We start from the raw sequence: 12,517 nt of genomic DNA, 5'->3' as shown, positions 1-12,517 counted from the left end.
ATAGTAAACTTAATATGATATGTGCTTTAGGTTGATAGTACCAATACGATTAAAAATGAAATTTTACTCTGTCACTATTTCTGCGATATTACTTTTTTTGTTTCTCTCTTGTGGATCAATCACTTGCCACGCGCAGTCCCTGGAAGAAGTCCTGAGCCAAAATGCTATAACCATTGACCCGGGTTTTCTGGCAGGCGATGAGCAGCAAATTAAGAAAACGGGAGGCATGATTGATTTTGGCCGGTACGATGTGCTGGCTATTGGTGAGCAGTCACATGGAACTTCGGAGTTTTTCAAGGCGAGAACGTCGTTTCTGAAAATGCTTGCTGGAAAAAAGCTGGTGACGAAAATCGGTCTGGAAGCTCCTATGGCAGAGATGGAAAAACTCAACGGCTATATGGCGGGAAACGGGAAGGATTTGAAAAATATTCTCAAAAGTTTCAGACTGTACGGTTACGAATGTGTCGAGTTTGCTGAACTTATAGATGCTGTGAAAAAGATCAATGAAGAGCGAGAGCAAAAGATCACCTTTTTCGGTTTTGATATGCAGAGCCCATTTGGAGCGCTGGAAAATATGCTTGATTACAGCGTTAAAAATAATATTGAGGCAGCAGATTCACTTAAAAAACTGATAGGGTATTATCATCTGCTGAGCGATCAGGTCTATGAACACAATTTCAGCGCCGAGGACTTCGCTGAGTTGAATACGTTGAGTGAACATATTATAAACCAGTTTCCTGCCGAGGGGAAAAGGTTTGAGATCCTAAACAAAAACATCGCAAATTACAAACAGTTCCTGACGTTGAATGATCCTGGAATTACTGAATGGGATGGGGAAAAATTATCGTTGGTCAGAGATTCGCTCATGGCAGTGAATGTACTTAACGAAATGACTGAAAATAACAAAATCATCATTTTGGCTCACAATGCACACGTACAAAAGCAACCTAGCATGTATTCGAAAAGTATGGGGTATTTTCTTTCCAACAAAATGGCAAACCGCTACAAGGTTCTTGGTATCACCACGTCGTCCGGCTTTTATACGGCTACAAATCCTGAGGCTGGGAAAATTGTTGACAACAATGTAGTAATTGCTCCTGACGACAAAGCTTTTGAATATTACTTTACAAGAACAAAAAAGCCTCTATTCTTCTTGAAAACTGCACCGGTAATTAATAAAACAAAAAACTTAAAACTTCCAACACAGTACCGTTTGCTCCCTACCGGCTTCACCGACAAACAATTCGTCCCGGGAAATGCGTTGCTGGATTTCGATTTCATTTTACATATAGATGTTACCAAGGGAAATGGGAGTTTTTATTTGAAGTAGGGGGAGAAGTGAGAAGGGGACGGCGGATGTTTTTTAGGGGATAGAAAAATATTTGAATTGAGGAGGAATCTAAACCAACAAGCTCAAGCATCGCCCTCTGACGTTCCTGAGTATAAAAATGGCGTTGATATTGGCGATGTGTTCTCTACTAACTCTTAATGGATCACATCGCTGCTAAAATTGCATGAGTAAATTCAAGGTGTTCAGAATCAGTATACAGCTTGCTTTTAGATGTTCAATTCTTACAAAAGAGGGTAATTTAAAGGCTTCCAGTAGCCTTACTTTTTTTCTTGATAAAAAAAGTAACCGCAGCGGCGGCCGCAAAAAAATCAAGGCAAAAAAAAGCTTCCACGCTGTAGCTACCGCACACCCCGCTTTTTTGCCCGGCCTGCGCACGCTTCGTGCTTGACTATCCACTACAAAACATATATCGCCAAGAAAGAAGTGAAATGTGAGGTTGCATCTTTTAAACAAAAATCTCCGTTGGAAAACTCTTTCCGACGGAGATTAAACTATAACCACCTATTAAACTATTATTAAAGATTATTTGTCCGATCGGACAGTATACTCACAATAGTCTGTTTTTTTAAGCTAAAAGCTAAAAGCTAAAAGCTAAAAGCTAAAAGCTAAAAGCTAAAAGCTATTTATTTTACTGGATGTTCGATCGTTGAGACTGAAAAAGAGGGTGCGCCGCCAATCAGGCCATTTGTAAATACGGTGTAAATTTTCCCACTTTCCAGCGTTACAGACTTTGCCGTACCTACTGCATTACCAGTGATTGAATTGGTGAAATTCAAGTCGTATTGACCTGGATTCACGCTCTGAAATGGCCCCAATGACCACGCACTTAACGCTTCTCCCGAGAGAGATGAATTTGCGGCTCTGCCATAGGCCACATTGCTGAAAAGCGCGGTGCTGCCATTTAACACATTCAATGTGCCTGCGCCAGGCGATAAGTTGACGAAGCGTAATTTAGCTTTTCCTGCATCCGGAGCCTTCAAATCATCGTAAAAAAGAATGAGTGAATCGGCCTTGTTACTGCTTGTTCTTGCTGCCACCACGGTATGATAAAATGTAGCAATCGGGCCATTTGGCCTGCCCGTTGCTGAAAAAGTTGGACTGTTGCCAAACTGATAAGATGCTTTGTAACCTGTGTTGTTGGCTTCGGTGAAGTTGATCTGTACACTGCCGAAAACGGTAGGGTAGTAAGCCGAAGCGACATTTACCGGTATGGGAGCAGGCGAGATTTTATCCGTGAAAGTCCAGAAATTCAGATTTTCGTTAACTGGTCTTGCATTGACAAAACTGATAAAAGCGCTGAGTGCCGGACGGTCAGATGCGTCCACATCAAGGTAGCTGGAATCCTCGCAGCCCGACAATGTGGTTGCACCAATAAGTGTTGCCAGCAGTGTTTTGAAAACAGATTCTGACGTGAAAATATTTTTCGTTTTCATAATATGAAGTTCTTTTCTGTTAAAGTTTGGCTGTAATCCGGATGAATGGCTGTATACCAGCGCTACCATTTTGAAGACCTATCACCGACGGATTGTTGAGTGCTGATAACTTGGGATCCGTGTAATCGCCCAGTTCGTTAAATGCATTGTTAACGCCGATCACCCCTTGTATCGATTTGGTCAGGGAATAGGCAACAGATGCATCCACCACCCATATCGGGTTCAGCTTTTGATAGAAATAATCTGGCTGGGGGAAATTTGCATTTTGGGCAGAAGCCGTTGTAACCGAGCCGAAGTAAATTGCCCTTGCCATGTAAGTCAGTTTTCCAATCTTAAATGTTCCCTGTAAATTCATTTTTCTTCCGGGAATGTGTGAGGTCACACGAGCCTTTTCGCCATCGTTGAAAATGATGTAACGATATGCTTCCAATCCTTGCGGAGTGTTCACTTTGGTAACCTGATTGTTTACGAAATTGGCTCCAAACAACAATGTCAAAGCTCCTTTGCGGAATGGCGTGCGGTAGCTTCCTGTCAATTCCAACCCCTTTGTGCGCGTGCTGAAAGAGTTGTAGAAAAACTTGGCTTGCGTGGTACCGGTTTGAACAAAAAGCGATCTTACTTCCACGGGCAGATTCACATCCGTAGCAGAGAAATTACCAGTGTTGCCTACTCTGTTATTGACATCCACAAGGTAGGCGTCTGCGGTGAACTCAAAGTTCCGGAACGGCTGTGTGGTGAAACCCAATGTGTATCCTTTTGATTTTTCAGGGGTTAATGTCGGGATCCCGAGCGCTCTTGTGGCAGCACTCTGGTTGGAAGCCGTCACCTGATCAATCGCTCTTCCCTGCTGGAAACTGGTTGAAGTTTCGGTGTAATAATATTGTGCAAGATCGGGTGCGCGGAAGCCCGTGTTATGTGATCCGCGTAGTCCGAGCCAATCGGTGATGCTGTATTTTGAGGCAAACTTATAGGTTGTGACATTGCCAACGCTCGAAAAGTTTTCGAGACGCAAAGCCGCTGAAACAAGCCATTTGCTGGTGATGTTCGCTTCAATATCTGCATAACCTGCCAATATGGACCTGTTCACATTTACAGCATTTTCTGGCCGGAAACCTGCGTGTATCTGTGAACCGGGAGAGAGCCCGTTCAGCCCGATTTGTCCTTCTTTGGTATTGTAAACAATGCCGGCAGCAGTGGTATCCAGCCCATATACTGTGCGAAGGTCAGCCTTGGAATAGGAAGCTTCTTCTCCGGCAATAATCTGATAAGTTTCAACCCGATACTGTGCTCCGAATGCGACGTTGACACCTTTTAATGCTTTTTCGAAATAGCGGCTGATGTCCAGACTTCCTGTATTCTGGCTTGCATTGTAGCTTCCTGCATCAAAGGTAGTCGGGCTACGCTGGCCCAGGCTAGCATTCAGGGAATTGGTAATCACATTGCCAAAATCATTCTTGCCGTATACATTAGAAATGTCTACATCCCAATTACTGATCTTGCTTTTGATGCCAATTGCCAGAGATTTGTCTGTAATGATATTGTCCATGTTGGGCAAAAAACCATCCGGATAAAGGAATGCATTGTTACGCTCCGTCCATCCCGGAAGGCGGTATACAGCAGTAAACTGGGAGTTACGGTGACTGATTCCCCCGAAGGTGTACAGCTCCGCATTTTGTTTCAAAGGAATGGCTGCATTAAAAAACAGCAGGGCGTCTTTTGCTTTGTTTGATCCACCTGCACGGCGGTTAAAATTGTGACGTGTAAGGCCACGATCCGCTAAAATGGCCTCGTCAATTTCACGTGTGTATATTGCGTCGTAATTTCTTGTGTTAGCCCCGCCGCCATAAATCGGACCAAGGTAAAGCCCTGCGTCGTCCCGGCCCGGAAGGATACCAATGGCCTGAGTAGCAAATTCAGCCGTGGTGTTGAGATAACCGCCACTTTTCCCAAGAGCAAATCCGTAATTGGCACTGGTGCGGGTGGTTGTTCCATCCCCGCGACGGCGCGTGCTTGCGGTCGAAGTAAGAGACAACTTGTCTGTACTTTGGGATAATACAATATTGATCACACCTGCAATCGCATCCGAACCATATTGAGCAGCAGCACCGTCTCTCAGTACTTCGACTCTTTCGATGGAAGCGGTCGGGATCGAATTAAGGTCATATCCTGTTGCTCCGTTTCCCAGGCCACCCCAGTTAATGTTAGAACTTTTGTGACGGCGCTTGCCATTTACAAGTACTAATAATTGATCCACCCCCAAACCTCGCAGTTGCGAAAGATTGAGTGCCGATCCGGCGTCACCAGCGTTACTTCCGTTTACTGAATGAAAAGATGGTGATACATATTGAAGCAGCTGTGTGATGCTCACCTGCGGTGCGGATTCAAGTAACGGTTTCAGGTCAATAACATCCACCGGTACGGGAGAATCCAGTTTAGTCCTGTTTGCATTTCTGGAACCTACCACCTGCACCTCACCCAGAGTATGTGTCGAAGGGAGCAGCGCAACGCTGTATTCATCCGATTTGGTCACAGGAACTTCCTGAGTAGCAAAACTGAGATAAGAAAAAACCAGGGTTTCTCCTTTCACCAGATTGAGGCTGAAACGTCCTTCGGCATCGGTTATGGTACCTTGTTTGGTATGTTTAATTGTGACCGTAACACCCGGCAGCGCCAGTTTACTGCCGGCGTCTGTAACCGTTCCCGTTAATGTTCGTTGGGCGAATGCGGCGGTGGAGAGCAGAATAAATAGAATAGGAAGATATTTTCTCATACTAGGTTGAGGTTGATAGTAACGTTAATGGATTGGTAATGTTAGAGAGAGGAGGGGGCTGTAAAAGCAGTAGTGTTGTAATCTTGCATTTCGGGATGATATCACGACTTGGTATATACGTAATTAATTTCCTGATTAGGTGATGACAGTCTGGCGAAACTACCAACCAGATAGCGCGGGGGAGCCTGCAGTTCCTGCTCCATCTGATGTGGCGGTGTAACCTCGACAAGAGCCACCTGTCTTCCTGTTCATCACCTAATCAGGAGTATGGCGGTGTGTTAAGTGAGAAGTGAGAAGTTTGGAGTTCACAGTTTTGAGTTTACAGTATTTACATGGTCACTTTTTGTGTAAACCGCGTCTGTAAACTGTTTACTGTGAACTAAATACTTTCTTTACTTCTCACTGTAAACTATTTACTAAAAACTGTAAACTCTCCACTAACATTTCACTAAAAAACCTACTTCGTCTTGCTCGCTACTTTACCGGCAGCAGCTTCGGTTGCAACCAGGTCAACATCGAGGTTAAAGGTATCGTCAATGGCTTTGTCTCCTATGGACGAAAAGAACGTTTTCGAGTTGTAACGAATGTCATATTTGGTGCGGTCTACAACCACTTTGGCATGGGCTTTCAGGTTTTTACCTGTGGTGGTCACTTCTGCCGGGAAAGTCACATCATTGGTAATGCCTTTGATGGTCAGTTTTCCTTTCACATCATATTTATTGCCTCCTGCCGGTGTTGCTGAGAGAATTTCCAGCCTTGCAACAGGGTGTTTTTCAACCGAAAAGAAGTCATCATTTTTAAGATGACCAACCAATTTTGCATTGTATTCAGCGTCTTTGATGTCGGTTACAGTCAGGTCTTTGAGGTTGATGTCAAAACTTCCGCCTTTCAGTTTTCCATCTGCCAGCACCAGCGATCCGCTCTTGATTGGCGTTAATCCTGAATGCTCACCGGTTACTTTTTTAGCATTCCAAACCAGTTTGCTTTGCTGCACATTTACCGAGTATGGTGTTTCCTTTGCTTTTTTGTCACCAGGCCCAACGAAAGAAAACAGTCCGAAAGCAGTAAGAGACAAGATGGATAATACGGTCTTTTTCATGATATAGTTTTATTTAATTTATTTAACCTATGGATTTTATATACTAATGATTTTATAGTCACACCAGTCTGAAAGCGTTCGATCAAACCGGTGCGACTAAGCTAAGGATTCAACAGGTGAATTTTCAGCTTCTCCATTTGTCGCCGGGGCAACATTTGTGATTGTTTGCAATTCCGCACTTGGCGGGGCCGGATGCACAGCGTTTGTTTGACATGGTTGTAAATTTATAGTTCCTAATTGTTTTAGGCAGGTTAGCACTTATTCCACCCTGGAAAGTTGCTAAGAGTTCACAGAGCCTGTCTCTCCCTCTTTCTTTATAAATCCACATTTACTTTGCAGGTAGTAATTGTAAGACGTTGCAAAGGTAAGCTCAGGATTTTGGCATTATCAAAGTTTGGCTACATTATTTTAGAAAAAATCGGGGATTGTGCCACCAACTTTAATTTTTAAATTGATGTCATTTTCGTTACCATTTTCGCTTTTCTTCCAAAGGATACTGCTTGTTTATTTTTGTCAGAACGATGTACAGCGAGTCTTTGCTTTCGTTAATTCCTGAAAGTGTAAGTGTTTGGTTATTAAGTTTTTTATAGGTAAATTTCAAAGTGCTCGTCGTGTCAGCGCGGTTCTTCAATGTGAAAATATGGTTGACGGTATCGGCAGAATATCCGTAGTAATACCGGCCAATATTGCCATAATATTCGGTCGTTCGAATGGAGTTTTTGGTGTTGAGTTTAAAAGGTTTGTCGAGCTTGATACTAATGCTGTTGAACTTTTCAAATATCACATTTTGCCAACGTGTTGTATCCGCAATACCTGCCGGAATGGCGCGGTTGTTGAGCCTGAATTCGCTTACATCATACAGGCCCACATATTCGGATAATCCATCTTCGAGAGGTAATTTAAACGACTTTCCGTTAGCATAAAGACTGCCATAACTATATCCTCTGAAAAGGACGAAAAACAGGATGAAGGTGTATTTTAGTAACAGGCCTATCTGGTTTTTCCAATGATGGCGATAAGTAAATTTAGGAACGTAGGTAAGTGCAACCGCTTTGTGTTCGATCAAAATTTCGTAGAATCTCTTGCTGTCGCGCACCAGAAGCATCAGTGACAAACTTAAAATATGAAGACTTGTTAACTCCACGCCGGCATCGTAACCAATATTCACAAACCAGATCGGAACCAGTATCGCAATCATCATCAATGCACCTAATGTGGTGGTGCGTCGGTACAGAATAATTACTGTGGCAATCAACTCAAAAACACCTGCAAACACCTCGAAAAATGGTGAAACACCTGTGGTGAGCCAGTAAAGTTTACCGGGCGTAAAGTCGCCCAGATTGGTGTTAAGCTGGCTTATTGTTGGAAATGGCATTTGAACCGGGAATACTTTTGCCCACGCAAACCACGACATCCGCAAAACCAGGCCGTAACGTGCGGCGGTGTAAAACCAATAATAAAGCCGTTCATAATCCCTGCGTTTTTTATCAATAAAATTCCAGATTACGCCTGCAAAAATACAGACAAACACAGTGATGAGCCAGCCTGTGTAGTTCTTTCCTTCGTTACTTGCAAAAAACCAGGGCTTGTTCTGCGAAATGGCATCCAGCCACCTGAATGGATAAGAATTGACATTAAAGCCGGCATCGAAATCCTGTTTGTAGAATTCAGGAGTGAAAGGAATTGTGCTGATGACCGCGTAAATGAGCGCAGCACGCAATGCGATTTTTTCATACGCTTTCCATCCGGAAGGCGATACGGGAGTATCTTTAGAAGACATGAAATAGAAATGAAGTTTTAAAAACGTTGGCAAAAGTAGTGGGCGGTATTTGGTCAAACAAGTGGTTTGGTGGTACGAAAACAAAATATCCTATTAAGTCTATTAAAATTATAGAGAAATAATTGTGATCATTTTTTCCTTGCTCTATATTTGCATCACGTTTGAACGAAACACCAGTTAAATGCCACCTTTAACTGACAAACGTACCGGAAAAAATCCTGCAAATGTTTCCGGATAAAAGAGTACGTCCTTGCTGTTCCGGCAAGGCAAAATATTTAACTATTTGTTCCAATTTTTAACAAAAACAGTTGTATGAAACTCAACAATCATGTGAAGACCGTGGTGGTAGCAGGCGCCACTTTCTTAGGTAGTTTGGCCTATGCAGGAGACAATCCGATTGCAAAAGCTCCCAAACAGGGAATCTGGAGAGGCGAATTCGTGATCAGCGAAACACACATTCCGTTCAATTTTGAATACAATACTAAAGACAAAGAACATCCTGTTCTTACATTGTTGAACGGTACGCGACGCGACGACTTTAAGGTTACCAAACTGGGTGGCGACTCGATTTTTGTTAAAATGAATACCTACGATGCGGCGCTTGTTGCGCACGTGGAAACCGACGGAAAAATTACAGGTGAATACCGTAGTTTGGTTCCGGGTTTCAGAGGTAGTTCACTGCCATTTTCTGCGGAACACGGTAAAGATTACCGTTTTGTTGAAAAAGGCAAAGAGCAGCCTACCAAACACAATTTGTCGGGGAAATGGGATTTGCAGGTTTTCAGCAAAGCCAAAATGCCTGATAACGTAGCGTTATTGAAACAGGAAGGAAACAAACTGACAGGCGTGGTAATGTCTACAGTTGGCGATAGCCGCGAGCTGGAAGGTGTTGTGCAGGGAAATGAGTTCGTACTGTCACATTTTTCTGGTCCGAATCCACGTGTATACAAAGGTACTATCAATGAAGATGGCTCTATCACAGGTGTTATCAGCTCTGGTATCTACGACAATACAAAGTTTGAAGGTGTGAAAAATGCTGAGGCTGCTTTGCCGGATCCTTACAAATTGACTCACCTGAAAGAAGGTTACAAGAGACTTGATTTTACTTTGCCCGATTTGGACGGCAAGCAGGTTTCGTTGAGCGATGATAAGTATAAAGGTAAAGTGGTGATCGTGGAGATCGTTGGTACATGGTGCCCGAACTGTACGGATCAGACTGCTTTCCTTTCTCCTTGGTTTAAAGAAAACAAAGCACGTGGTGTAGAAGCAATCGCAATCGGTTTTGAACAAAAAGACGATCTTGAGTATGCAAAATACACTTTGGGTACTTTGAAGAAAAAATACGGAATCGAATACGATATTCTTTTCGGTGGAATTGCAGACAAAAAGGTAGCTTCTGAAAAACTGCCTGCATTAAACCGCATGATGGCTTTCCCAACGACGATCATCATCGACCGCAAAGGGGAAGTTCGCCAGATCCACACTGGCTACACCGGAACCATTACCGGTGACTACTATACGGAGTATGTGAAAAAATGGAATACCGATCTGGACGCGCTTATCGCAGAACCGGTTCCGACAACATTTACTTCTTCTGTTCAGAATTCTCCGGTCAAAGGAAAATAGTTAATGGGTAATTAGGTACGCGTATTTTGGGACAACTGCAAAGACAAGAATAAGTGCTTTGCAGTTGTTTATTATCCGAAATATTAATGCGTATATCTATTGCCGTTTTTTACTAAAAACTACGCATCCCTTAAAAAGTACACCATGCTTATTCGTATTGCACTGGTTTTTCTGTTGATTTCAAATTTTGCGTTCGCACAGGAAAACGAAAATATTTCAAAGTGGACAGTGAAACTTTCAAAGCCCGCTGCCAAAGCCGGAGATGAGGTAGAAATCCTGTTTTTGGCATCCATTGATAGAAACTGGAAGTTGTATTCGTCAGATTTTAAAGGAGAAATTGGCCCTTTGCCAACCGAGTTCAGGTTTGAGGAAAATACTGCTTACGAACTGATTGGCGACATTACTCCGGTAAATCCCAAAAAGACGGTTGATCCTACCTGGGATGTTGCCTATACCTACTTTACAGAAAAGGCGGAATTCAGACAAAAGATCCGTTTAAAGAAAGGCGATTTCGCCATCAGCGGTACCATAAAAGGTCTGCTGTGCAGCAATGAAGACGGCCTTTGTGTGCCTTTCACTGAGACTTTCCGGGTTAACTGACATATCATTGATTGTAATGAGAAGTATAAAAAAACTGACTTTGCTGTTAACAGGCATTGTGATATTCGTGTTCGCTGTTGCATTTCAGCCCCAGGAAGAACCGGTGCTCAGCAAAGCCAAACTGGGTGAAAAGCTATTTTTTGATCCGGTCTTATCAAGAGGAGAAGCGATAAGCTGTGCATCCTGCCACATTCCGGAGTTCGCTTTCGCGGACACAGCCGCTTTCAGTATCGGTGACAAAGGAACACGTTTGCCGCGCAACAGCCCCACTCTTACAAACCTTTCGGGAAGAACTGATTTTTTCTGGGACGGACGCGCTTCGTCTCTTGAAGAACAGGCGCTTGGACCATTAGCTGCACACGACGAAATGGATTTGCCCGTTGAGAAAGCCGTAGAACGGTTGAAAAAACATCCTTTTTACGGCAAAGCTTTCCAGGCTACTTTTAAAACCGAAGTAAACGAAAAGAACTTGCTAAGTGCAATTGCTTCCTACGAGCGTACGCTTGAAACGACTGATACACCCTACGATCGTTTTCTGGATGGTGATGAAAGTGCCATGACGGAGTCGGCCAAGCGAGGACGTATACTCTTTATTGGTAAAGCCAATTGCGCAACATGCCATTCTGGCGAAGATTTTACAGCCGATCGTTTCAAAAGCATTGGTCTTTTTGATGGCAAGAAACTGAACGATACCGGAAGATTTAAGATCACCGGAGACAGTACACATTTGGGATTGTTCAAAGTTCCCGGTCTTCGTAATGTAGGCGTTACAGCACCATACATGCACAACGCCATGTTTAAAACATTGAAAGAAGTGGTACAATACTACAACACGCCGGATAAATTTGTAAGCAACAGCATCAACCGCGATTTGTCACTCGGCAGTTCGCTCAACCTGAACGATGTAGAAGAAAACGACATTGTCGCGTTTTTGGAAGCGTTGACAGACGATCGTTTTAAGAGGAAATAGCTTTTCAGGCTCGGATCATATTCCTATACGCTTTCGGACTGTGACCTTTTTGCTTTTTGAAGAATTTGTTAAAATGGCTTTCATCCGCAAAGCCGAATTCACCTGCAATTTCGCTGATACGTTTTTCGCTGAATTGAAGGCGGTGCTCAATCAGTTTGGTTTTGTAGTTGGTTACGTATTGCTGCATGGTTTCATTTGCATGTTTTTTGAAAAATCTGCCCAAATACGCTTCCGAAATCCCGAAAATATTACTAATGTGCCCCGCCCGTAGTTTTTCCGGATCATAAATATTCCCCTGTATATATTGCAGAATATCCATGGCCTTCTCATCTCGTCCCAAGCTGATCTGTTCAGGTAAATATTTGGCGATGTTCCTTGCCACCACCACGATAAGGGTGTTTACCAGCTGCTGCACCATTTCATGGTTATGGACATCCCGGGTTTCATATTCTCTGATGATAGCATCCACAACAGGTGCCACGAGCAATTTGTCCGTTTGATTTTTAAGGATGCAGCCAGGACGGTGGTTGGCATTTTGCAGTACGTATTCGAGCCGGTGAATGTGCTCGGCAGGCAAACCATTATTTTTAAGGTAAATATCATTAAACCGCAAAAAGAAAAAACTGGTGGTTGTCGCTATTTCCAGGGAATGGCAATCCTCCGGAGTGATCAGAAACATGTGCCCGGCATGATATTGAAAGGTGCTTTTGTTGATGCACTGTGTTCCCGTTCCGGAAATGATGTAAACCAGCTCGAAAAATGTATGCTGATGTTCATGTTTGGCACAAGCGTCCAGTGTTTTGTAAACAACTGAAAATGGTTCGTACAAGTTTTCTTTAGTCATGATCCAAAATTACCAAAATATGGAAAACTTATACCAGTAATGAT

The 12,517-nt window shown here is 43.2% G+C and carries 10 protein-coding genes and 1 riboswitch; of the genes, 5 read left to right on the top strand and 5 right to left on the bottom strand.

Annotated elements, in window-relative coordinates; genetic code table 11:
- Positions 1-55: 55 nt before the first annotated feature.
- Positions 56-1,330: an erythromycin esterase family protein gene (locus LZG71_RS18760; protein WP_233822926.1), complete on the top strand. Its 1,275-nt coding sequence runs from the start codon at positions 56-58 to the stop codon at positions 1,328-1,330.
- 184 nt (positions 1,331-1,514) lie between these two features.
- A complete protein-coding gene (locus tag LZG71_RS18755) occupies positions 1,515-1,739 on the top strand; it encodes a hypothetical protein (RefSeq protein WP_233822925.1) in 225 nt (74 codons plus the stop codon).
- A gap of 235 nt (positions 1,740-1,974) precedes the next feature.
- Here the strand turns inward: LZG71_RS18755 and LZG71_RS18750 are convergent, their stop codons facing one another.
- From LZG71_RS18750 to LZG71_RS18735, 4 genes are all read right to left on the bottom strand, one after another.
- The gene (locus tag LZG71_RS18750) at positions 1,975-2,784 is read right to left on the bottom strand and encodes a DUF4397 domain-containing protein (RefSeq protein ID WP_233822923.1); all 810 of its coding nucleotides are present in this window, start codon (positions 2,782-2,784) and stop codon (positions 1,975-1,977) included.
- 19 nt (positions 2,785-2,803) lie between these two features.
- Positions 2,804-5,554 (bottom strand): TonB-dependent receptor, encoded by a 2,751-nt coding sequence (locus LZG71_RS18745; RefSeq protein ID WP_233822921.1) that lies wholly within the window; start codon positions 5,552-5,554, stop codon positions 2,804-2,806.
- 457 nt (positions 5,555-6,011) lie between these two features.
- Positions 6,012-6,653, bottom strand: coding sequence for a YceI family protein (locus LZG71_RS18740; protein ID WP_233822919.1), 642 nt, complete (start codon positions 6,651-6,653; stop codon positions 6,012-6,014).
- A gap of 221 nt (positions 6,654-6,874) precedes the next feature.
- Positions 6,875-6,976, bottom strand: a riboswitch (SAM riboswitch).
- A gap of 143 nt (positions 6,977-7,119) precedes the next feature.
- Positions 7,120-8,433, bottom strand: a complete 1,314-nt coding sequence (locus tag LZG71_RS18735; RefSeq protein WP_233822917.1) for a hypothetical protein — start codon at positions 8,431-8,433, stop codon at positions 7,120-7,122.
- A 312-nt stretch (positions 8,434-8,745) separates the two neighbouring features.
- Here LZG71_RS18735 and LZG71_RS18730 point away from each other — a divergent pair, with 312 nt between their 5' ends.
- From LZG71_RS18730 to LZG71_RS18720, 3 genes are all read left to right on the top strand, one after another.
- Complete coding sequence (locus tag LZG71_RS18730) at positions 8,746-10,059, top strand: peroxiredoxin (protein WP_233822915.1); 1,314 nt, start codon at positions 8,746-8,748, stop codon at positions 10,057-10,059.
- A 144-nt stretch (positions 10,060-10,203) separates the two neighbouring features.
- Positions 10,204-10,659, top strand: coding sequence for a protein-disulfide reductase DsbD domain-containing protein (locus tag LZG71_RS18725; protein WP_233822913.1), 456 nt, complete (start codon positions 10,204-10,206; stop codon positions 10,657-10,659).
- Between the two features lie 16 nt (positions 10,660-10,675).
- Positions 10,676-11,629: a cytochrome-c peroxidase gene (locus LZG71_RS18720; protein ID WP_233822911.1), complete on the top strand. Its 954-nt coding sequence runs from the start codon at positions 10,676-10,678 to the stop codon at positions 11,627-11,629.
- A gap of 4 nt (positions 11,630-11,633) precedes the next feature.
- Here the strand turns inward: LZG71_RS18720 and LZG71_RS18715 are convergent, their stop codons facing one another.
- Complete coding sequence (locus tag LZG71_RS18715) at positions 11,634-12,473, bottom strand: AraC family transcriptional regulator (protein ID WP_233822908.1); 840 nt, start codon at positions 12,471-12,473, stop codon at positions 11,634-11,636.
- Positions 12,474-12,517 lie beyond the last annotated feature (44 nt).

This window comes from Dyadobacter sp. CY312 (assembly GCF_021390535.1).
Classification (GTDB): domain Bacteria; phylum Bacteroidota; class Bacteroidia; order Cytophagales; family Spirosomataceae; genus Dyadobacter.
This window is presented reverse-complemented; position numbering and strand designations above follow the sequence as displayed.